Origin of the sequence: Pseudomonas sp. Irchel 3F6, from assembly GCF_900187595.1 — a bacterium.
In the GTDB taxonomy this organism is placed as follows: domain Bacteria; phylum Pseudomonadota; class Gammaproteobacteria; order Pseudomonadales; family Pseudomonadaceae; genus Aquipseudomonas; species Aquipseudomonas siliginis.
Genome location: NZ_FYDP01000002.1, coordinates 672,470 through 692,813 on the forward strand (window position 1 = coordinate 672,470; position 20,344 = coordinate 692,813).

Here is a 20,344-nt window from a genome sequence, read left to right on the forward strand (position 1 = left end):
TCACCTCAATACTGGGTCAGATCCGCCAAGGGATGCCGCCCCTCCCAGACTTTATGAAAGTGCGCCTCGACCACCGCATCCGGCACGTTATTGATGTCCGGCCAGTGCCAATGCGGCTTCTGATCCTTGTCGATCAAACGCGCCCGCACGCCTTCGCTGAATTCCGGATGACGGCAGCAATTGAGGCTCAGGGTGTATTCCATCTGGAATACTTCGGCCAGCGACATGTGCCGCGCGCGGCTGATCTGTTCCCAGACCAGATGCGCGGTCAGCGGCGAGCCCTCGGTCATGGTTTTCGCCGCTCGGGCGATCAATGGATCGCTGCTGTCGCGGTGCAGACTGATGGCTTTCCACGCACAGGTGACGTCGCTGACGTCGAGCAGTTCGTCGATCAGCTGGCGACGCGGCAGCCACTGCGCTTCGGGCATTTGCTCAAGTGCCTCCTGCTGCAGAGCCTTGAGCAGGCTGTTGAGCTGCATGGCGGTCTGTTCCTGCCAGTTCAATTGCAGCAGGCCTTCGATCAATTGCGGTTGCTGTTCGTCGAGCAGGAAGCGATCGGCCAGATCCAGATCCAGCGCATCACGGCCGTTGATGTGCGCGCCGGTCAGGCCGAGAAACAAGCCGAGCTTGCCCGGCAATCGGGCGAGAAACCAACTGGCGCCGACGTCCGGATACAGTCCAATAGTGATTTCCGGCATCGCCAGACGGCTGCTCGGCGTGACGATCCGCGTGCTGGCGCCCTGCAACAGGCCCATGCCGCCACCGAGCACATAACCGTGACCCCAGCAGATCAGCGGCTTGGGATAGGTATGCAGGCTGTAATCGAGGCGATATTCCGCGCTGAAAAACTGCGCGGCCAACGGCGGGACTTCGCCGGGGTGAGCGCGGCAGGCTTCGACCAGGCTGCGCACCTCACCGCCGGCGCAGAAGGCTTTGGCGCCGTTGCCGCGCAGCAGCACGCAGACGATTTGCGGGTCATTAGCCCAGGCGTTCAATTTGTCGCTGAGGGCGTTGATCATCGACAGTGACAGCGCGTTCAACGATTTTTCGGCATCCAGGCTGGCGATGCCGATGCGGGCGCCGTCGGTGCCGGTAAGTTCTTCGAAGTGCAGATTCATCGTGACCTCGATCGGGAATTTGAGCGATCAGTATGATCGCTATGGGGGAAAGTGCCGGATCTGCGTCAGATCAATTGACAAGCGTGGTCGGCTTTCCTAGGGTTCGCCCCATTGTTTTTGCCGGAAATGACCATGACTGCTGACGACCGTATCAAACTCGAACCGAGCTGGAAGGAGGCACTGCGTGCTGAGTTCGACCAGCCTTACATGGCAGAGTTGCGCAACTTTCTGCAGCAGGAGCGGGCAGCCGGCAAGGAGATCTATCCGCCGGGACCGCTGATTTTCAATGCGCTGAATTCGACGCCGCTGGACAAGGTGAAAGTGGTGATCCTCGGCCAGGACCCTTACCACGGCCCGGGCCAGGCCCACGGTCTGTGTTTCTCGGTGCAACCGGGCGTGCCGGTGCCGCCGTCGCTGGTCAACATCTATAAAGAGCTGAAACGCGACCTCAATATCGACATTCCCAACCACGGCTACCTGCAGAGCTGGGCCGAACAGGGCGTGCTGCTGCTCAACACCACCATGACGGTTGAGCGCGCCAACGCCAACGCGCACAAGGACAAGGGCTGGCAACACTTCACCGACCGCATCATTGAGGTGGTCAGCGAGCGGCAGCCGCATCTGGTGTTCATGCTCTGGGGCGCCCATGCGCAGAGCAAGCAGAAGCTGATCGACGCGACCAAGCACCTGGTGCTGACCTCGGTGCATCCGTCGCCGTTGTCGGCCTATCGCGGGTTTTTGGGCTGTGGGCATTTCAGCCGGACCAACAAGTTTCTCGAACAGAATGGCGAAACGCCGATCGACTGGCGCTTGCCACCGATTTGATGTGTCGACCGGGTTGGCCCCTTCGCGAGCAGGCTCGCTCCCACAGGAATTGTGTGCAAGCCACAAACCCCCTGTGGGAGCGAGCCTGCTCGCGAAAAGAGCGACCCGATCTCGCAGACTTAGGCGGGATGACGATTCCAGTACTTGAACAACGGCTCCGCCAGAAACAGCACAAACAACAGCCGCATCACCTGCATCGCCGTCACCAGCGGCACCGACAGTTGCAGGGTCTCCGCCGTCAGGCTCATCTCGGCGATCCCGCCGGGCATCATGCCCAGGGTCAGCGAACGCAGATCCAGATGGGTCAATGCACTCAAGCCCAGCGCCGCCAGCGACGCGATCAACATGGTCAGCGCCGTGCCGATCAACGTCCGGCCCATGAACGACGGCGCGCGGCGGAAGAACTGCCGATTGAAGTGACAGCCCAGACCGCTGCCAATCAGCCATTGGCCGATCTGACTGCCGCCATTGGGCAAACCGATGTGCAGATCCCACGTAATGCTCACCGCCGCACTGACCAGTAACGGCCCGAACAGCCATGGATTGGGTTGGCGCAGACGCTGCCAGAGCCAGGCGAGCAGGGCGCCCGCCGGAAACAGAATCGCCAGCCAGCGCCAATCGACACTGCCGGCGTGAGAAATCGGCGTGCCGTCACCGAGCAGATACTTGAACGCCGCCGGCACGCACAACACCACCACCAACACCCGCAGACTCTGCCCGGCCGCGACATGGCTGAGCAGTGCACCGTTACGCGCGCCGAGGTTGACCATCTCCCCGGAACCACCGGGCATGCTTGAGAAAAAAGCCGTGGCGCGATCCTCGCCGGTGCGGCGCATCAGCCACACGCCGACCACTGCCGACAGGCTGGTGACCAATGCACCGAAGAAAATCAAACCGAAATGGCTGAGCACCTGTTCCATCACCAGCGGGGTGAAGTGCAGGCCGATACCGATGCCGACGATCCACTGGCCGCACTTGCGCCCGCCAGGGATTTCCGCCAGTTGCCACGGCGTCAGGCAGCGCACCAGGATGATCGCCAGCAACGAGCCGACCATCCACGGTAGCGGCCAGCCGATCTGACTGGCGATGAAACCGCCAAGCAGACCGACCAGCGGGGTGCCCCACCAGGCTTTCAGGGACAAGCGATCAAACATCGGCAATGACGCGCCGTGCCGCCGAACGTTTACGCCAGATGCGAATCAGCGGCATCAGCAGCATGATCGCGGTGAGGATCCAGCAACCGAAGGTGATCGGACTCGACCAGAGAATCTCCAGCGCGCCATTGGAGATCGACAGCGCGCGACGCAGGTTCTGCTCCATCAGGCCACCGAGGATGAAGCCCAGCAGCAGTGGCGACAGCGGGAAATCCAGCTTGCGCAGGATGTAACCGAAGATGCCGATACCGATCATCAGGAACAGATCGAAGGTGGTCGCGTGCACCGCGTAAACGCCGATCCCGGTGATGATCGCGATGATCGGCACCAGCGCCCAGTTCGGCACGGCGAGGATGCGGGTGAATACGCGGATCATCGGGATGTTGAGGATCACCAGCATCACGTTGGCGATGAACAACGACGCGATCAGACCCCAGACGATGTCCGGTTGCTGTTGGAACAGCAGTGGACCCGGGGTGATGTTGTACAGCGACAGCGCGCCGATCATCACCGCCGTGGTGCCCGAACCCGGAACGCCGAGGGTCAGCATCGGAACGAGAGCGCCGCACGCCGCGCCGCCGATCGCGGTCTCCGGCGCGGCCAGACCACGCGGATCACCTTCACCGAATTTGCCGCTGGTGCCAGCGATGCGCTTCTCGGTCATGTAGGCCACGGCACTGGCGAGCGTTGCGCCGGCACCGGGCAACACGCCCATGATGAAACCGAGCACGCCGCAGCGCACGTTGACGACGAAAACCGACGCCGCTTCCTTGAAGTTGAACATCATCCGGCCGGTGGCTTTCACCGCTTCCTGGCCGTGGTGAGTCTTTTCCAGCAGCAGGAGGATTTCGCTGATCGAGAACAGACCCAGCACCAGCACGACGAACTGGATGCCGTCGGTCAGGTGAATGTTGTCGCCGGTGAAACGGTACACGCCACTGTTGGCGTCGATGCCGACGGTGGAAAGGAACAGGCCGATCAGCGCCGCAATAAAGGTCTTCAACGGTCGATCACCGGCCATGCCGCCGAGACAGACAATTGCGAACACCATCAACACGAAGTATTCCGCCGGTCCGAAGGCAATCGCCCATTTCGCCAGCAGCGGCGCAAACAGGACCATGCCGCAGGTGGCGATGAACGCGCCGATGAACGAACTCCACGCCGACAGCGACAGTGCCACACCGGCCATGCCTTTGCGGGCCATAGGGTAGCCGTCGAGGGTGGTCATTACAGTCGAGGCTTCGCCCGGAATGTTCAGCAGGATCGAGCTGATCCGGCCGCCGTATTCGCAGCCCAGATACACCGCCGCGAGCAGGATCAACGCCGACTCCGGCGGCAGGCCGAGCGCGAACGCGATCGGAATCAGCAACGCCACGCCGTTGATCGGACCGAGGCCCGGCAACAGGCCGACGACGGTGCCGATCAGGGTGCCGCACAGGGCGGTCACCAGGTTGTACGGGCTCAGCGCGACGCCGAAGCCCTGACCCAAATAGCCAAGGGTATCCATATCAGTTCTCCAGGACGCTGAGCAGGCCGAGGGGCAGCGGAACATCCATCAAGCGATCGAACAGCAGATAGAGACCAACCGCCATCAGGCTGATGATGACCACGCTCGGCAGCCAGCGGCCGCCATAGAGACGGGCCATCGGTACGCCGGTAATGATGCTGGCCACGATGAAGCCAAGGGGTTCGAAGGTGCCGGCAAACACCAGCAGCAACACCACGCACAGACCGATCTTGGTCAGGGTTTCGCGATCCAGCGGCGGCTCATCCGGGTTGTGTTTGATGGGTGCCGGGCGAACCACCATGTACAGCAGCGCCAGCCCCATCAGGCCGAGCATCAGCAGCGGAAAGGCGCGTGGGCCGACCGGTTCATAGGAAAAAGCCGCTTGGTACGGCCACGCCATCAGTGCCAGGCCGGCACACACCAGCAGCAACACCGAGGCGAAAATGCGTTGAATAAGCATGGGAGCTCCTGTGCTGCGTCCCCGCGTAGGAGACGCAGCCACTAGACAGAGACGATCACTGGATCAGGCCGAACTCTTTGGCCAGCACTTTGTAGTCGGCGACCTGCTTCTTCACGTAGGTGTCCAGTTCCGGGCCGGTCATGGCGAACGGGAACAGCTCACGCTGATCGCGCAGCTTGGCGAACTCGTCGGAAGCCAGCAGTTTGTCGAACGAGTCTTTCCACCAGGCGTAGTCTTCGTCGCTGACTTTTGGCCCGAGGTAGAAGCCGCGCACCACTGGCCAGACGATGTCGTAGCCTTGCTCGCGAGCGGTCGGGATGTCCTTCATTTCCGGTTCGTCGAGACGCTTGTCCGAGAACACCGCGAGCAGGCGCATGTCACCGCTCTGGATGTGCGGCATGGAGTCGGAGATGTCGGTACTGCCGACCTGAATGTGGCCGCCGAGCAGGGCCGTGGCGATTTCACCACCGCCTTCGAGTGCCACGTAACGCAGTTCGCGCGGGTTGATACCGGCAGCCTTGGCGATCAGTGCGGTCTGCATCCAGTCCTGGCTGCCGACGGTGCCGCCGGAGCCGATAACCACCGAGCCTGGATCTTTCTTCAACGCCTGGACGAGATCGTCGAGGGTCTTGTAGGGCGAATCGCTTTTCACTGCGATGGCGCCGTAGCTGGTGCCGACGGCCGCGAGCCAGCGCACGTTGGTTTCATCGAAGCGGCCGAACTTGCCCTGGGCCAGGTTCAACAGCGAACCGCTCGACCACGCCACCAGCGTGCCGGCATCCGCCGGACGTTGTGCCACCACCGCGTTGTACGCCACCGCGCCGACGCCGCCGGGCATGTAGGTCACGCGCATCGGCTTGCTCAACAACTTCTGGTTGACCAGTGCGCTCTGCACCAGTTTGCAGGTCAGGTCGAAACCGCCGCCGGGGGAGGCGGGGGCGATGCATTCCGGACGTTTCGGCTCGGCCATGAGTTGGCCGGCAAACAGCATCGCGCCAGCGGCGAGAGCAACTTTACGCAGTGATACGTTCATTTGAGTCTCCAGAGGAGTTGTTGTTATGGATGGACCGAATGACCAAAGGGCAACGCGAAAACCTAGCGGCAGGCGCAGTTTTCTCGCGGCGCGCGCGCAACGACTGAAACAACGGAGGGGAAACAGGACTGCGGCGAGAAGCCGACGGTGCAACGGTGGAATCGAGCAAGGCGAGCAGGCATTACAGCCTTGGTGCGCATGGAGGGCATGCTGGGGTACTCCGTTATTGTTCTTATGAGTCGAAAACGCTTCATGGCGTTTTTCGTTGCGCTGTGTGGCGGCAGCGGCGACAGTCGAAACTGTCCGTGGGCCGACTCTAACCGGCTAACCTTTCAACAACCTTTCAATTGTCTTTCACGGTTTTTCGGGCTTCACAGCGGCGGTTGCGGCTGTAAACTCCGCGACAAAGCGTGGCGTCGGCCAACCCTGAACGAGGTAAAAATCCATGCGTGTCCTGCTCGTCGAAGACCATTTGCAACTGGCCGAAAGCGTGGCTCAGGCGCTCAAGAGCACCGGTCTGACGGTGGATGTGTTGCACGATGGCGTAGCTGCCGACCTGGCGTTGGGCAGCGAGGAATACGCCGTAGCGATCCTCGACGTAGGCCTGCCGCGCATGGACGGTTTCGAGGTGCTGGCGCGGCTGCGTGCACGCGGCAAAAACCTGCCGGTGTTGATGCTGACCGCGCGCAGCGACGTCAAGGATCGCGTGCATGGCCTCAATCTCGGTGCTGACGACTACCTGGCCAAGCCGTTCGAACTGACGGAACTGGAAGCGCGGGTCAAAGCCTTGCTGCGCCGCAGTGTGCTGGGCGGCGAGCGTCAGCAGCGCTGTGGTGTGCTGGCTTACGACCTCGATACGCGGCGCTTCACCCTCGGCGACGAACTGCTGACCCTCACCTCGCGCGAGCAAGCCGTTCTCGAAGCGTTGATCGCGCGGCCGGGGCGAGTGATGAGCAAGGAGCAACTGGCCGCGCAGGTGTTCGGCCTCGACGAAGAAGCCAGCCCCGACGCCATCGAAATCTACGTGCACCGCTTGCGCAAGAAACTCGATGGCCAGCCCGTGGCCATCGTCACCTTCCGTGGCCTCGGCTATCTGCTGGAAAGCCGCGATGCATAAGCCCAGCAGCCTGCGCTGGCGGTTGCTGTGGAACCTTGGATGGTTGCTGGTGGTGCTGATGCTCGCCAGCGGCTTGAGCGCTTACTGGAACGGTCGCGAAGCCGCCGACACCGCGTATGACCGAACGCTGCTGGCCTCGGCACGCACCATCGCTGCCGGGTTGTCGCAGCGCGATGGCAGCCTCAGCGCCGATGTACCTTACGTGGCGCTGGACACCTTCGCCTACGACAGCGCCGGGCGCATCTATTACCAGGTCAACGACATTCACCAGAAGCTGATTTCCGGCTACGAAAATCTTCCCGGGCCACCGCCCGGCACGCCGCGCACCGACAGCTATCCGGCGCTCGCGCGCTTTTACAACGCGAAGTACAACGGCCAGAACGTGCGTGTGGTCAGCCTGCTCAAGGCCGTAAGCGAGCCGAACATGAACGGCATGGCGGAGATCCGCGTGGCTGAAACCGACGAAGCGCGGGTCAGCATGGCGCGCAGTCTGGCGGCCGATACGTTGCTGCGCCTGGGCATGCTGGCCGTGGGTGCATTGCTGCTGGTGTGGTTCGCGGTGAGTGCGGCGTTGCGGCCGCTGGAGCGGTTAAGAACCGCTGTTGAGGAACGCCAGCCCGACGACTTGCGGCCGCTGCCGCTGGTGGAAGTGCAGCATGAACTGGGACCCTTGGTCCGCGCGCTCAATCATTTCACCGAAAGGCTACGCGGCCAGTTCGAGCGGCAGGCGCAGTTCATCGCCGATGCCGCTCACGAGTTGCGCACGCCGCTGGCGGCACTCAAGGCACGCCTGGAATTGGGCCTGCGCTCAAACGAACCGGAAACCTGGCGCACCACCCTTGAGTCATCCGCACAAAGCACCGATCGCCTGACCCATCTGGCCAATCAGCTGCTGTCGCTGGCCCGGGTCGAAAACGGTGCGCGGGCGATTGCCGAGGGCGGCGCGCAGTTGCTCGATCTGAGTCAATTGGCCCGAGAGCTGGGCATGGCCATGGCGCCGTTGGCGCACAAACGGGGTGTGGCGTTGGCGCTGGAGGCGGATGAACCGGTGTGGCTGCGCGGTGAGCCGACGCTGCTCAATGAACTGTTGAGCAATCTGGTCGACAACGCGCTGGCGCACACGCCGCCGGGCGGCAACGTGATTTTGCGGGTGACGGCGCCGGCGGTGCTTGAGGTTGAGGACGACGGGCCCGGGATCCCGCTGCATGAGCGCGATCGGGTGTTCGAGCGGTTTTACCGGCGTAATCAGCAGGTCGCCGGTTCAGGTCTGGGCTTGGCGATTGTCGGCGAGATCTGTCGCGCGCATCTGGCGCAGATCACCCTGCATGATGGCGAGCAGGCAGGGTTGAAGGTGCGGGTCAGTTTTATTGCCGGGTAGTGCTTTTGTGACGAGGGGATTTATCCCCGCTCGGCTGCGCAGCAGTCGCGGTTCGCATCGCAGAGTCTAGGGTCGCTGCGCAACCCAACGGGGATAAATCCCCTCACTACAGGTCAGTAGAACATCGACCGCGATTCTTCCAGATCCGCGCAGAACTGCTTGTTCTCCGGATCAATCCCCAGCTTTCTGAAGGCCGGCACGCTAAACGGGTCAATCCGCGCAAACGGATGATCGGTGTCCTTGCGGCAATACAAATTGGCCACCTGCACGACATCGACGTAATCGATGCGCGTCGAGTCGCGGCTGAAGTCTTGATACAGCAATGGCAAATGCACCAGGCGCTCGGGAAACTCCCAGACCCGCAGCAATTTCTCGCCCAGCAATGGGTGAATCTGCTCGATCACATGGGTCAGGCTGACCGCATCGGAGAGCAGTTCATTGTGGTCTTCGGCGTAAGTCAGAATCGGCAGCACGCCAATCTGATGCACCAGCCCGCCGAGTGCCGCCTGATCGGGTTTGAGCTGAGTGTGACGACGACACAGGGCATAGCTGACGCCAGCGATTTCCAGACTGCTGCGCCAGACTTCGCGCATCTTCTGTTCGACCACCTCGGAGCGGGCATTGAAGATCTGCTCCATCACCAGACCGATAGCCAGGTTGCTGCTGTAGTTGATGCCCAAACGGGTGATGGCGGTGTGCAGGTCGGTGACTTCCTGCGCAGCGCGCAGCAGCGGACTGTTGACCACTTTGATCAGGCGCGCCGACAGCGCGGTGTCGCGGCCGATGACTTTGCTCAGATCGCTGACGCTGATTTCCGGATCCTCGGCGGCCTTGCGAATTTGCAGGGCCACTTCCGGCAACGTTGGCAGAACCAGGTCATCGTTATCGATGGCCGCAACCAAATCCTGTTGGACCTTTTCCGCCAGTTCGCTCATTTGGACTCTCTAGGGTGTTGCAACAATGCTGCGATCAACGCTGGATTTCGCGGTCGCGATCCAGTTCGTAAGGCAGGTCGAGCACGTGCAACGCGGGGCCTTCGAGGGCGCCCAGATGCAAGTCACCGGCTTCGGCAGCTTCGGCCTGCAACACGGCCAGGAGTTCAATGTTTCCTTCGGCATTGGCCGCCAGCACCACTTCGCCGATCGAGCTGTTGTGGCTGGGCGCGAACAACTGAGTGCCGGGCTCCGGCAACTCGGCCGCGTCGAGGCGCAGGCGGTACAGGCGCCGCTTGAGTTTGCCCAGGTACTGCATGCGCGCGACGATTTCCTGGCCGGTGTAGCAGCCTTTCTTGAAACTCACGCCGCCGACCGCCTGCAAATTGAGCATCTGCGGGATAAACAGCTCGCGGGTGGAAGGCATGACCTGGCCGATACCGGCGCGGATCTGGCCCAGCAGCCATTGATTCAGTTCGGCCTCAGGCAGCGCAGTCGACAGTTGGCTTTGCACGCTTTGCGCCTGAGCGGCAGGCACCCAGAGTTCGGCGCGCTCGGGCGAAACGCGAATTGCGATCAGGCCTTCGTTGCGCACAACGCTGTCGGTTTCGGCGGGCAGTGCCAGACCGAGGCTGGTCAGGGCTGCGTCGCCATGCGCCAGACCGAAGCGCACCCAGGCGGCGCTTTCATCGGTCAGTTTCGATTTGGAGAACACTGCGTACTTTTTCAGGTCGGCCAGTTGCGGCTCGAGCAGCTCGCTGGCCATCGCCATCACCACACCGTCACCTTCGAGCAGAATACGGAAGCTCGACTGCATCCGGCCTTTCTGTGTGCAGCGGGCGCCGAGGCTGGCGCGGGTGTCGCTCAGGTAATTGATATTGCAGGTCAACTGGCCTTGCAGGAATTTTCCGGCGTCCGCACCGCGAACCGCGAGTACGCCTTCATGAGACAGGGTGCAGAAAAAAGCAGAATCGGCCATGGGTCATCGCAGGGTAAATAGACTGGGGCACATCATAAGGGGGCAGGGTTGAAATGGGTAGTTGATAAAGGATCACGGGTGCCCGACCAAAGCCGACTGTGCGGCTCGCGCCGGGGCTGTATACTGCCCGGCAAATTCGAGGAGGGCTCCATGGTCGAACAAGTTGAACTGAATCGCCTCTTTTGGCACAGCCGTCGCGGCATGCTTGAGCTTGACGTGCTGCTGGTGCCGTTCGTGCAGGAGGTTTACGCGACGTTGAATCAAGTGGATCGCGATCTGTACGTGCGTTTGCTGACCTGTGAGGATCAGGACATGTTCGGCTGGTTCATGGAGCGCAGCGAGTCGGAAGATCCCGAGCTGCAACGCATGGTCCGGATGATTCTGGATCGTGTCCAGCCCAAGTAATACGTTCGAATGCCGCTGGCATGCCTCACGGCAGTTGCTGGCGGCGTATCTGTTGGCCCAGGCGTTCGCCATGGGCTCGTTGTTTCTTCTGTCGATTCCACTCTGGGCCAGTCTGCTCGGCGCTTGCGTCTGTGCGCTGCATGGTTTTTGGGTGCTGCCACGGCAGATTCTGCTGAACCACCCGAAAGCATTCTGCGGCTTGCGCCGCGATGGCGATGGCTGGCAGGTCTGGAATCAGGCTGATGGCTGGCAAGCGGTGCAACTGCGCCCGGACAGTCTGGCGCTGCCATTGATTGTGGTGTTGCGCTTTCGTTTGCGCGGAGAGTGGCGGGTCAGGTCGATCTGCGTACCACGTGACTCGCAGGCGGCGGATCTGCACCGACGCCTGCGAGTGCGGCTCAAGTTCAGCCGGCGTAGGTGGGCGGCACCAGAATAGTGTCGAGCGCTTCGGGCAGCATATCCGGATAGTCGAGGGTGTAGTGCAGCCCGCGACTTTCCTTGCGTTCCATGGCTGAGCTGATCATCAATTCGGCAACCTGTGCCAGATTGCGCAGCTCGATCAGGTCGCGGCTGACTTTATAGTTGCTGTAAAACTCATCGATCTCATCCAGCAGGAGACGCACCCGGTGCTGCGCCCGTTGCAGGCGCTTGTTGGTGCGCACGATGCCGACGTAGTCCCACATGAATCGGCGCAACTCGTCCCAGTTGTGCGCGATGATCACGTCTTCATCCGAGTCGGTCACCTGACTGGCATCCCAGACGGGCAGGGCGTTTGGTGCCGCGACCTCATCAAGTTGCGCGAGAATGTCCGCTGCTGCCGAACGGGCATAAACGAAGCATTCCAGAAGCGAATTGCTGGCCATGCGGTTGGCGCCGTGCAGGCCGGTAAAGCTGGTTTCGCCAATGGCGTAGAGGCCGGGCACGTCGGTGCGACCGTGCTGATCGACCATCACCCCGCCACAGGTGTAGTGCGCGGCGGGGACCACCGGGATCGGTTGTTTGGTGATGTCGATGCCGAAGCCCAGGCAGCGTTCATAAACAGTCGGGAAGTGAGTTTTTACGAACGATTCAGGCTTGTGGCTGATGTCGAGATATACGCAGTCGACACCCAGACGCTTCATCTCATGGTCGATGGCCCGCGCGACGATGTCACGAGGCGCCAGCTCGGCGCGTTTGTCGAAGCGATACATGAAGCGCTCTCCGTTGGGCAGCTTCAAATGCGCGCCTTCGCCACGCAACGCCTCAGTGATCAGGAAACTCTTGGCTTGCGGGTGATACAGGCAGGTCGGGTGGAACTGGTTGAATTCCAGGTTCGCCACCCGGCAACCGGAGCGCCAGGCCATGGCGATGCCGTCACCGCAGGCGCCGTCGGGGTTGCTGGTATAAAGGTAGACCTTGGCTGCGCCGCCCGAGGCCAGAATCACGAAACGTGCGCCGTAGGTGTCGACTTCGCCCGTGGCGCGGTTCAGCACGTAAGCGCCCAGGCAGCGATCGCCTTCCATGCCCAAGCGGCGCTCGGTGATGAGATCAACGGCCACCCGCTGTTCCAGCAGTTCGATGTTCTCGCGCTCTTTGGCCTGGGCCAGCAAGGTTTTGAAGATCGCGGCACCGGTGGCGTCTGCAGCATGGATGATGCGCCGATGACTGTGGCCGCCTTCGCGTGTCAGGTGAAATTCGAAACCACCATCTTCAGTGCCGGACTGTTCGTCGCGGGTGAACGGCACACCCTGGTCAATCAGCCATTGGATGGCTTCGCGGCTGTGCTCGACGGTGAAACGCACAGCGTCTTCGTGACACAAGCCGCCGCCGGCGTTGAGGGTGTCGTCGACGTGGGATTCGACAGTATCGGTATCGTCGAGCACGGCGGCAACGCCACCCTGGGCCCAGAATGTCGAACCGTTGGCGAGATCGCCTTTGCTCAATACGGCAATGCGCAGATGACCGGGCAAGGTCAAAGCGAGAGTCAAACCGGCAGCACCGCTGCCAATCACCAGAACATCGTGTTGGAACTGTTGGCTCATTTCAGGATTCCGCTCAAAGCGACCCGGGTCGGGGTTGGCGCAAGACAGCTGGATCGGCGAGTCAAGACAGCCACACAGCCCACTAGTATATAGAGGGGTTGGGCGGCACAATAGCCAGGCCCAGATGGCATTGTGAGACTACTGCGCGGTAAAAAGCGCTGTGCTTCGTCGGAAGTTTTTTTGCCGGTTTGGGAAAAAGACACCTGTATCGGAGCTGAAACAGACTTTTCCGAGCAGGGTTGCGCAATGTCAGGTGGGTACGGCTATAAATAATTGGAACTTTTGCCAAAGGCCCAAGATCAATAGACGGTGCCAGAAACCAGGGACAGTGTCGGCTTCAGTGCGGGATCTGCGTTTGGATTCCTGCCGGCGAAACCGATAACAAGATTATTCGCGCAGCCGGTTTATCCCGCGCTGCGTTTTTCGTGCGTGCCAAATCAGAGCTCGCAGGAAACTTGCTTGGAGGGGGAGAACTTTTGCGAAAAGCCCGAGTCTATGTTTGCAAGTCTGGTCGTTTAGTAATGCAAGTCTCCTCCGGGCTTATCGAGGAGTGTTCATGCTAACCCAGGAAGAGGATCAGCAGCTGGTCGAACGCGTACAGCGTGGCGACAAGCGAGCTTTCGATCTGCTGGTGCTGAAATATCAGCACAAAATTCTCGGGTTGATCGTGCGTTTTGTGCACGACACCCATGAAGCCCAGGACGTTGCTCAGGAAGCCTTTATCAAGGCGTATCGGGCACTTGGAAATTTCCGCGGTGACAGTGCGTTTTATACGTGGCTGTACCGTATTGCCATTAACACGGCAAAGAACTACCTGGTTTCCCGCGGCCGTCGGCCGCCGGATAGCGATGTAAGTTCGGAGGATGCGGAGTTCTACGATGGCGATCACGGCCTCAAGGATCTCGAATCACCAGAACGTGCATTGCTGCGGGATGAGATCGAAGGCACCGTCCATCGGACCATCCAGCAACTGCCAGAGGATTTGCGTACGGCTTTAACTTTACGTGAATTCGATGGTCTGAGTTACGAGGACATTGCGAGCGTCATGCAGTGTCCGGTGGGTACCGTGCGCTCCCGGATTTTCCGCGCTCGGGAGGCCATCGACAAAGCCCTGCAACCGTTGTTGCAGGAAAACTGAGACAGCGGCGACAGCCAAGAGAGGAACGCCATGAGTCGTGAAGCCCTGCAGGAATCGCTGTCCGCAGTGATGGATAACGAAGCGGACGAACTGGAATTGCGTCGAGTGCTTAGCGCACTGGATGATGTTGATACCCGTGAGACCTGGGCTCGTTACCAGATCGCTCGGGCAGCCATGCACAAGGATCTGCTGCTTCCGCGTCTGGATATCGCTGCGGCAGTGTCCGCTGCGCTGGAAGACGAAACGGCTCCGGCCAAAGTATCCCGCAGCCCATGGCGCAACCTGGGTCGCCTCGCTGTTGCCGCTTCGGTAACCGTGGCCGTTCTGGCCGGTGTTCGCCTGTACAACCAGGACGAAATCGCTGGTGTTGAACTGGCCCAGCAGTCGAATCAGCCTACTCTGGCCACTCCACAGGTCAAAGGTCCGGCAGTTCTGGCTGGTTACAGCGAAAGCTCGGAAGCGACTGGTCCTATGGCTAACGGCGTTCTGCAAGGACAGCCAGGCTGGCATGATCAGCGTCTGCCAGGCTATCTGCGTCAGCACGCTCAGCAGGCTGCACTCAAAGGAACTGAAAGCGCGCTGCCATACGCACGTGCCGCAAGCCTGGAAAACCGTTAAGGAGGATCATGCGCGCCATCCCTCTACTTTCGCTTCTGCTCAGTGGCTGGTTCATCGTTCCAGCCCACGCTGACGAGGCCCAGGACTGGTTGACCCGTCTGGGCCAGGCCGAGCAGCAGCAAAGCTTTCACGGTACTTTCGTTTACGAGCGCAACGGCAGTTTTTCCACGCACAACATCTGGCATCGTGTCCAGAATGGCCAGGTCCGCGAGCGGTTATTGCAGCTCGACGGTTCGGCTCAGGAAGTCGTGCGCATTGATGGACGAACTCAATGCGTCAGCGGCACACTGATTGCGGGATTGGGTGACTCGCCCAACGCTGCCGCCCGTGCGCTGGACCCCAAAAAGCTGAAGAATTGGTATGACCTTGCTGTCATTGGCAAGTCGCGCGTGGCCGGTCGTGATGCAGTGATCGTGTCGCTGACCCCTCGTGATCAGCACCGATACGGTTTCGAGCTGCATCTGGACAAGAAAACCGGCCTGCCGCTCAAGTCGTTGCTGTTGAACGATAAAGGGCAATTGCTCGAGCGCTTTCAGTTCACCAGCCTCGACACCGATGAAGTCCCGTCGGACAAGGATTTGCTGGCTGACGCCGATTGCAAGCCGATCAACATCGCAAGCGACAAGGCTTCTGCGGCGAAGACCGTGCAAAACTGGCGTTCGGACTGGCTGCCGCCCGGCTTCGAGCTGACCAGCAGCAGTTCGCACAAGGATGCGCAGACCAATACCCAGGTCAGCAGCTTGATGTATGACGATGGCCTGGCGCGTTTCTCGGTGTTCCTTGAGCCATTGAACGGTGCCACCGTCACCGACACCCGCACTCAGTTGGGTCCGACCGTCGCGGTATCCCGTCGTTTGACTACACCGCAAGGTGAAATGATGGTCACGGTGGTTGGCGAAATCCCGATTGGCACCGCCGAACGAATTGCTCTATCGATGCGTAACAACGATGGCGCTGCGACCAGCAAGCAGTGAGCTGATTTCAGTCATTTCCACCTCGTCGTCGAGACGTCGAAATGTTTGCTGAGCATTTTCATTTGCAAAACCCCTGAAAATTTTTTATAGGTCAGAGCCTCACGGCTCTGGCCTTGTTTGTTGTTCCCGGAACAAAAATACCGGTCTGTGGTTTCCGGTGTTCCTTTGCTCCATATCGCTTAACCCTGCTCGTCGTAACGGGAGCTGTATGTCGATACCTAGTTTGAAATCTTATCTTTCCATCTTCGCCACCGTGCTGTTGCTCGGTCAGGCGGTCCCTGCTGCGCAAGCGGCCGATCTGCCTGATTTCACCCAGTTGGTCGAACAAGCGTCGCCAGCGGTAGTGAATATCAGTACCACGCAGAAACTGCCGGACCGTCGCGTGAATCAGCAGATGCCGGATCTGGAAGGCCTGCCACCGATGCTGCGCGAATTCTTCGAGCGCGGCATGCCGCCTCAGCAGCGCTCACCGCGTGGCGACGGGCGTCAGCGTGAAGCGCAATCGCTGGGTTCGGGGTTCATCATTTCGCCGGACGGCTACATCCTCACCAACAACCACGTGATCGCCGATGCTGACGAAATCCTCGTCCGTCTGGCTGACCGCAGTGAGATGAAAGCCAAGCTGGTCGGCACCGATCCACGTTCCGACGTGGCGTTGCTGAAAATCGAAGGCAAGGATCTGCCGGTGCTCAAGCTCGGCAAATCCCAGGATCTGAAGGCTGGCCAGTGGGTCGTCGCGATCGGTTCGCCATTCGGCTTTGACCACACCGTGACCCAAGGCATCGTCAGCGCCGTCGGTCGTAGCCTGCCAAACGAAAACTATGTGCCGTTCATTCAAACCGACGTGCCGATCAACCCGGGCAACTCCGGTGGCCCGCTGTTCAACCTGAACGGTGAAGTGGTCGGCATCAACTCGCAGATCTACACCCGCTCCGGTGGCTTCATGGGCGTTTCGTTTGCCATCCCGATCGACGTGGCTATGGACGTTTCCAATCAGCTCAAAAGCGGTGGCAAAGTCAGCCGCGGCTGGCTGGGCGTGGTCATTCAGGAAGTGAACAAGGACCTCGCCGAGTCATTTGGTCTGGACAAGCCAGCTGGCGCGCTGGTAGCGCAGATCCAGGATGACGGCCCTGCGGCCAAGGGCGGCCTGCAGGTTGGCGACGTGATCCTGAGCATGAACGGTCAGCCGATCGTCATGTCTGCCGATCTGCCGCATCTGGTCGGCGCGCTGAAGGCTGGCGCCAAAGCTAATCTGGAAGTGATTCGAGAAGGCAAGCGCAAGAACGTCGAGCTGACTGTCGGCGCAATCCCGGACGAGGATAAAGAGCTAGACGCACTGCCGAAATCCGGCGCGGAAAGCAGCAGCAACCGCTTGGGTGTTGCGGTCGGCGAATTGACCTCCGAGCAGAAGAAAGCCTACGACCTCAAAGGTGGTGTGGTGATCAAGGAAGTGCAGGACGGTCCTGCGGCCCTGATCGGTCTGCAGCCGGGTGATGTGATTACTCACCTGAACAACCAGGCCATCGGCTCGGCCAAGGAGTTCACCGACATCGCCAAGGCGTTGCCGAAGAACCGTTCGGTGTCGATGCGCGTGCTGCGTCAGGGCCGTGCCAGCTTCATCACCTTCAAACTGGCTGAATAAGCCAGCAACAAGGTAAAAGGAAACCGCCTCGAAAGAGGCGGTTTTTTTGTGTCTGCAGCTTTTGTCTTGCCTGGAAAGACTCAGCCCATCATGTCCTTGACCATGCGTTCCTGCTCCATCAGCTCACGCTGGCGGGCATCGATGCGCGAGGACAGCGGGAAGTTGTTGCCAGCCTTGCGCTTGGCGAAGTCCAACTGCTGAATGGCCTGGCGGTAATCGCCGACCAGCGCAAAATACTCGGCTCGCGCCTGATGCAGGCCGATGATGTTGCCCGACAAGCCACGGGTTTCAGCAACCTGATACCAGACGTCCGGATCATCCGGGCGGGACTTGAGCAGGCTGTCCAGCGCCTTCTCGGCATCGGCGGCGCGATTCTGTTTCAACAGCAGATCGACACGCACCTGATTCAGCGGATAGTTGCCCGGGAACTGCGTGAGCATGCGGTCGACCCGTGATTGTGCATCGGGCAGGCGATTGTTGGTGATGTCCAGATCGACCTGAGCGAGGTTGTAGATAAGCTCGTTGGGCGACTTGGCCAACAATTGCTTGAGATTTTCGCGGGCTTCGTTCAGCTGGCCGCCCTTGATTTGCGCGATGGCGAGGCCGTATCGCGCGACATCGTTTTTCGGGTTTTCATCGAGCAGGGCGCGGAAACGCTTGGCGCCCAGCCCCGGGGTTTCTTCGTAGATCAACTGCACCCGCGCGCGGATCAACTGGTAGCGCATGCTGTCTTCGATGCCGCCCGGTTTCGCCTGCTCGGCGCGGTTGCGGGTATCGGCGATACGCGATTCGGTGACCGGGTGAGTCAGGAGGAATTCCGGCGGTTTGGCGTCGAAGCGGTACTGGCGCATCAGGCGTTCGAACATGGTCGGCATTGAGCGCGGATCGTAACCGGCCTTTTCCAGATTGAGGATGCCGATGCGATCCGCTTCCTGTTCGTTTTGTCGCGAGAAGCGCCGCTGTTCCTGCAACGCCGCAGCCTGGGTGCCAGCGATCGTGGCGATGCCGGCATCACCGCCGCCGGCCGCCGCAATGACAATGCCGGCCAGCAACGCGGCCATCATCGGCACCTGCATTCTTTGTGAGGCTTCCACCCCGCGAGCAAAGTGGCGTTGCGACAAGTGCGCCAATTCGTGAGCGAGCACCGAGGCGTACTCACCCTCGGTCTGGGCGTTGAGGAAAAGACCGCCGTTGACCCCGACCACGCCGCCCGGCGCTGCAAAGGCGTTGAGTTGTGGGCTATTGATCAGGATGAATTCCAGGCGTCGGTCGGAAACCTGACTGGTCTCGACCAGCTTGTACACGCTGGATTCGACGTAGTCCTTGAGCTGCGGATCGTTGAGCTGGGAAACCTGACTGCGCAGCATGGCCAGCCAGGCGCGGCCGAGCTGGTATTCCTGTTGCGGCGAGACAATGGCAGAGCTGGCGTCGCCGAGTGACGGCAGATCGTCGGCAAAGCCTGGTGAGGCGAGCAGGCAAGCGAGCGTCAGCAGGGTAGGGCGCAGAAAAGTCATGCACAAAGCCTTGGAGGACAAAGACCTTACTGTAGCCGGACACCGAAGCCGCGACCAGATATTCTAGGCAGCTCGACAACGAACCGGAGTGACGCAATGACTGACGCTGTAGCCCATGACGTGGAACTGGACGCCAGTGGCCTGAACTGTCCGTTGCCGTTGCTCAAGGCAAAAATGGAACTCAACAAACTGCACAGCGGCGCTGTGCTCAAGGTGATCGCTACCGATGCCGGCTCGCAACGCGACTTCCGTACCTTTGCCAAACTGGCCGGTCATGCGCTGTTGCGCGAAGAAGACGAGGCTGGCGTCTACCGTTACTGGTTGAAAAAAGCCTGACGCGAGCGCGTTAACGATCGAAGGGATTATTGATGTTCAAAGTGTTACGCGACTGGATTCAGCGCTACTTCTCCGATGAAGAAGCCGTGGTGCTGGCGGTGCTGCTGGTTCTCGCCTTCACCGCCGTGCTTACCCTCGGCGGCATGCTCGCGCCCGTATTGGCGGGCATGGTGCTGGCGTATCTGATGCAAGGCCTGGTGGTGACGCTTGAGCGGCTGCGTGTGCCCGGCGGGGTGGCGGTGGGGCTGGTGTTTGCGCTGTTCATGGGCGCGCTGATGCTGTTTATTGTCGTGGTGCTGCCGCTGCTGTGGCATCAGTTGATCACGCTGTTCAACGAGTTGCCGGGCATGCTCGCCAAGTGGCAGTCGCTGCTGCTTCTATTGCCAGAGCGCTATCCGCATCTGGTGTCTGACGAGCAAGTCTTGCAAGCGATCGAAGCGGCGCGGGGCGAGATTGGCAAGTTTGGCCAGTGGGCACTGACTTTCTCGTTGTCGAGTTTGCCGCTGCTGGTGAACATCATGATCTACCTTGTGCTGGTGCCGATTCTGGTGTTTTTCTTCCTCAAGGATCGGGCCATGATCGGCGAGTGGGTGCGTGGCTATCTGCCTCGCGAGCGCGCGCTGATCACCCGCGTCGCGCAGGAAATGAACCGGCAGATCGCCAATTACATACGTGGCAAAGGCATCGAGATCGTGATTTGCGGCGGCGTGACCTACATCGCCTTCATCGCGCTGGGCCTGAACTACGCGGCGCTGCTGGCGTTGCTGGTCGGCTTGTCGGTGGTGGTGCCATATGTCGGTGCGGTAGTGGTGACCGTGCCGGTGCTGCTGATTGCGCTGTTCCAGTGGGGCTGGAGCGATCAGTTCATCTACCTGATGGCGGTCTACGGAATCATTCAGACGCTGGACGGCAACGTGCTGGTGCCGTTGCTGTTTTCGGAAGCAGTGAACCTGCATCCGGTGGCAATTATCTGCGCGGTGCTGCTGTTTGGCGGATTGTGGGGATTCTGGGGTGTGTTCTTTGCGATCCCGCTGGCGACGCTGTTCAAGGCTGTGCTCGATGCGTGGCCGCGCAAGGAGCCGGTGGTGGCGCCGTTGCTTTAAATCGGGGTGAGGCTTTTGGCCTCATCGCTGGCAAGCCAGCTCCCACAGGTTTTGTATGTGCTGAACCCTGTGGGAGCTGGCTTGCCAGCG

At 60.6% G+C, this 20,344-nt stretch carries 20 protein-coding genes; 11 read left to right on the plus strand and 9 right to left on the minus strand.

Features of this window, described 5'->3' with window-relative positions:
* Positions 1-5: 5 nt before the first annotated feature.
* Complete coding sequence (locus CKW30_RS09090) at positions 6-1,118, minus strand: enoyl-CoA hydratase/isomerase family protein (protein WP_095180596.1); 1,113 nt, start codon at positions 1,116-1,118, stop codon at positions 6-8.
* Between the two features lie 132 nt (positions 1,119-1,250).
* Between CKW30_RS09090 and ung the strand changes: the two genes are divergently transcribed.
* On the plus strand, positions 1,251-1,943 hold the full coding sequence (gene ung / locus CKW30_RS09095) for a uracil-DNA glycosylase (RefSeq protein ID WP_095180597.1): 693 nt from the start codon (positions 1,251-1,253) through the stop codon (positions 1,941-1,943).
* A 119-nt stretch (positions 1,944-2,062) separates the two neighbouring features.
* Here ung and CKW30_RS09100 read toward each other — a convergent pair whose 3' ends face one another.
* The 4 genes from CKW30_RS09100 to CKW30_RS09115 are packed head-to-tail and all read right to left on the minus strand — an operon-like array spanning position 2,063 to position 6,097.
* The gene (locus tag CKW30_RS09100; protein ID WP_056783516.1) at positions 2,063-3,097 is read right to left on the minus strand and encodes an AbrB family transcriptional regulator; all 1,035 of its coding nucleotides are present in this window, start codon (positions 3,095-3,097) and stop codon (positions 2,063-2,065) included.
* Positions 3,090-4,604 carry a tripartite tricarboxylate transporter permease gene (locus CKW30_RS09105; protein WP_016771277.1) on the minus strand — a complete coding sequence of 505 codons (1,515 nt, stop codon included), beginning with the start codon at positions 4,602-4,604 and terminating at the stop codon, positions 3,090-3,092. Before CKW30_RS09105 ends, CKW30_RS09100 begins: the two co-directional genes overlap by 8 nt.
* A 1-nt stretch (position 4,605) precedes the next feature.
* Positions 4,606-5,064: a tripartite tricarboxylate transporter TctB family protein gene (locus tag CKW30_RS09110; RefSeq protein ID WP_095180598.1), complete on the minus strand. Its 459-nt coding sequence runs from the start codon at positions 5,062-5,064 to the stop codon at positions 4,606-4,608.
* A gap of 55 nt (positions 5,065-5,119) precedes the next feature.
* A complete protein-coding gene (locus tag CKW30_RS09115; RefSeq protein WP_024011991.1) occupies positions 5,120-6,097 on the minus strand; it encodes a tripartite tricarboxylate transporter substrate binding protein in 978 nt (325 codons plus the stop codon).
* A gap of 445 nt (positions 6,098-6,542) precedes the next feature.
* Here CKW30_RS09115 and CKW30_RS09120 point away from each other — a divergent pair, with 445 nt between their 5' ends.
* Positions 6,543-7,214: a response regulator gene (locus CKW30_RS09120; RefSeq protein ID WP_024011992.1), complete on the plus strand. Its 672-nt coding sequence runs from the start codon at positions 6,543-6,545 to the stop codon at positions 7,212-7,214.
* Complete coding sequence (locus CKW30_RS09125) at positions 7,207-8,592, plus strand: sensor histidine kinase (protein WP_039760888.1); 1,386 nt, start codon at positions 7,207-7,209, stop codon at positions 8,590-8,592. Before CKW30_RS09120 ends, CKW30_RS09125 begins: the two co-directional genes overlap by 8 nt.
* Before the next feature lie 113 nt (positions 8,593-8,705).
* Here CKW30_RS09125 and CKW30_RS09130 read toward each other — a convergent pair whose 3' ends face one another.
* Positions 8,706-9,527: an HDOD domain-containing protein gene (locus CKW30_RS09130; RefSeq protein ID WP_016770675.1), complete on the minus strand. Its 822-nt coding sequence runs from the start codon at positions 9,525-9,527 to the stop codon at positions 8,706-8,708.
* A gap of 34 nt (positions 9,528-9,561) precedes the next feature.
* Complete coding sequence (locus CKW30_RS09135) at positions 9,562-10,503, minus strand: folate-binding protein YgfZ (RefSeq protein WP_095180599.1); 942 nt, start codon at positions 10,501-10,503, stop codon at positions 9,562-9,564.
* Positions 10,504-10,653: 150 nt separating this feature from the next.
* Between CKW30_RS09135 and CKW30_RS09140 the strand changes: the two genes are divergently transcribed.
* Positions 10,654-10,908, plus strand: a complete 255-nt coding sequence (locus CKW30_RS09140) for a succinate dehydrogenase assembly factor 2 (protein WP_007911418.1) — start codon at positions 10,654-10,656, stop codon at positions 10,906-10,908.
* Positions 10,892-11,344: a protein YgfX gene (locus tag CKW30_RS09145; protein ID WP_095180600.1), complete on the plus strand. Its 453-nt coding sequence runs from the start codon at positions 10,892-10,894 to the stop codon at positions 11,342-11,344. The genes CKW30_RS09140 and CKW30_RS09145 overlap by 17 nt, the downstream gene beginning before the upstream one ends.
* Here the strand turns inward: CKW30_RS09145 and nadB are convergent.
* Positions 11,313-12,929, minus strand: coding sequence for an L-aspartate oxidase (nadB, locus tag CKW30_RS09150; RefSeq protein ID WP_095180601.1), 1,617 nt, complete (start codon positions 12,927-12,929; stop codon positions 11,313-11,315). The two genes, CKW30_RS09145 and nadB, sit on opposite strands and share 32 nt — an antisense overlap.
* A 556-nt stretch (positions 12,930-13,485) precedes the next feature.
* Between nadB and rpoE the strand changes: the two genes are divergently transcribed.
* The 4 genes from rpoE to CKW30_RS09170 all read left to right on the plus strand — a co-directional run bounded on the left by rpoE (position 13,486) and on the right by CKW30_RS09170 (position 17,301).
* On the plus strand, positions 13,486-14,067 hold the full coding sequence (gene rpoE, locus CKW30_RS09155; RefSeq protein WP_003172477.1) for an RNA polymerase sigma factor RpoE: 582 nt from the start codon (positions 13,486-13,488) through the stop codon (positions 14,065-14,067).
* Between the two features lie 30 nt (positions 14,068-14,097).
* Complete coding sequence (locus CKW30_RS09160) at positions 14,098-14,685, plus strand: sigma-E factor negative regulatory protein (RefSeq protein ID WP_008077804.1); 588 nt, start codon at positions 14,098-14,100, stop codon at positions 14,683-14,685.
* A gap of 8 nt (positions 14,686-14,693) precedes the next feature.
* Entirely contained in the window at positions 14,694-15,659 is a 966-nt protein-coding gene (locus CKW30_RS09165; RefSeq protein ID WP_095180602.1) for a MucB/RseB C-terminal domain-containing protein, read from the plus strand.
* Positions 15,660-15,867: 208 nt separating this feature from the next.
* Complete coding sequence (locus tag CKW30_RS09170) at positions 15,868-17,301, plus strand: DegQ family serine endoprotease (protein ID WP_095180603.1); 1,434 nt, start codon at positions 15,868-15,870, stop codon at positions 17,299-17,301.
* An 80-nt stretch (positions 17,302-17,381) separates the two neighbouring features.
* Here CKW30_RS09170 and CKW30_RS09175 read toward each other — a convergent pair whose 3' ends face one another.
* Entirely contained in the window at positions 17,382-18,815 is a 1,434-nt protein-coding gene (locus CKW30_RS09175; RefSeq protein WP_095180604.1) for a M48 family metalloprotease, read from the minus strand.
* 96 nt (positions 18,816-18,911) lie between these two features.
* On the opposite strand from CKW30_RS09175, the gene CKW30_RS09180 reads away from it, so the two are divergent.
* Both CKW30_RS09180 and CKW30_RS09185 read left to right on the plus strand, forming a co-directional pair.
* Positions 18,912-19,151: a sulfurtransferase TusA family protein gene (locus CKW30_RS09180; RefSeq protein WP_041478863.1), complete on the plus strand. Its 240-nt coding sequence runs from the start codon at positions 18,912-18,914 to the stop codon at positions 19,149-19,151.
* Between the two features lie 32 nt (positions 19,152-19,183).
* Positions 19,184-20,254: an AI-2E family transporter gene (locus tag CKW30_RS09185; protein WP_041478862.1), complete on the plus strand. Its 1,071-nt coding sequence runs from the start codon at positions 19,184-19,186 to the stop codon at positions 20,252-20,254.
* Positions 20,255-20,344: the final 90 nt, after the last annotated feature.

Coding starts and splice junctions, on each gene's coding strand:
- CKW30_RS09090 (WP_095180596.1), bottom strand. CDS start 1,118: ATGAATCTGCACTTCGAAGAACTTACCGGCACCGACGGCGCCCGCATC.
- ung (WP_095180597.1), top strand. CDS start 1,251: ATGACTGCTGACGACCGTATCAAACTCGAACCGAGCTGGAAGGAGGCA.
- CKW30_RS09100 (WP_056783516.1), bottom strand. CDS start 3,097: ATGTTTGATCGCTTGTCCCTGAAAGCCTGGTGGGGCACCCCGCTGGTC.
- CKW30_RS09105 (WP_016771277.1), bottom strand. CDS start 4,604: ATGGATACCCTTGGCTATTTGGGTCAGGGCTTCGGCGTCGCGCTGAGC.
- CKW30_RS09110 (WP_095180598.1), bottom strand. CDS start 5,064: ATGCTTATTCAACGCATTTTCGCCTCGGTGTTGCTGCTGGTGTGTGCC.
- CKW30_RS09115 (WP_024011991.1), bottom strand. CDS start 6,097: ATGAACGTATCACTGCGTAAAGTTGCTCTCGCCGCTGGCGCGATGCTG.
- CKW30_RS09120 (WP_024011992.1), top strand. CDS start 6,543: ATGCGTGTCCTGCTCGTCGAAGACCATTTGCAACTGGCCGAAAGCGTG.
- CKW30_RS09125 (WP_039760888.1), top strand. CDS start 7,207: ATGCATAAGCCCAGCAGCCTGCGCTGGCGGTTGCTGTGGAACCTTGGA.
- CKW30_RS09130 (WP_016770675.1), bottom strand. CDS start 9,527: ATGAGCGAACTGGCGGAAAAGGTCCAACAGGATTTGGTTGCGGCCATC.
- CKW30_RS09135 (WP_095180599.1), bottom strand. CDS start 10,503: ATGGCCGATTCTGCTTTTTTCTGCACCCTGTCTCATGAAGGCGTACTC.
- CKW30_RS09140 (WP_007911418.1), top strand. CDS start 10,654: ATGGTCGAACAAGTTGAACTGAATCGCCTCTTTTGGCACAGCCGTCGC.
- nadB (WP_095180601.1), bottom strand. CDS start 12,929: ATGAGCCAACAGTTCCAACACGATGTTCTGGTGATTGGCAGCGGTGCT.
- rpoE (WP_003172477.1), top strand. CDS start 13,486: ATGCTAACCCAGGAAGAGGATCAGCAGCTGGTCGAACGCGTACAGCGT.
- CKW30_RS09160 (WP_008077804.1), top strand. CDS start 14,098: ATGAGTCGTGAAGCCCTGCAGGAATCGCTGTCCGCAGTGATGGATAAC.
- CKW30_RS09165 (WP_095180602.1), top strand. CDS start 14,694: ATGCGCGCCATCCCTCTACTTTCGCTTCTGCTCAGTGGCTGGTTCATC.
- CKW30_RS09170 (WP_095180603.1), top strand. CDS start 15,868: ATGTCGATACCTAGTTTGAAATCTTATCTTTCCATCTTCGCCACCGTG.
- CKW30_RS09175 (WP_095180604.1), bottom strand. CDS start 18,815: ATGACTTTTCTGCGCCCTACCCTGCTGACGCTCGCTTGCCTGCTCGCC.
- CKW30_RS09180 (WP_041478863.1), top strand. CDS start 18,912: ATGACTGACGCTGTAGCCCATGACGTGGAACTGGACGCCAGTGGCCTG.
- CKW30_RS09185 (WP_041478862.1), top strand. CDS start 19,184: ATGTTCAAAGTGTTACGCGACTGGATTCAGCGCTACTTCTCCGATGAA.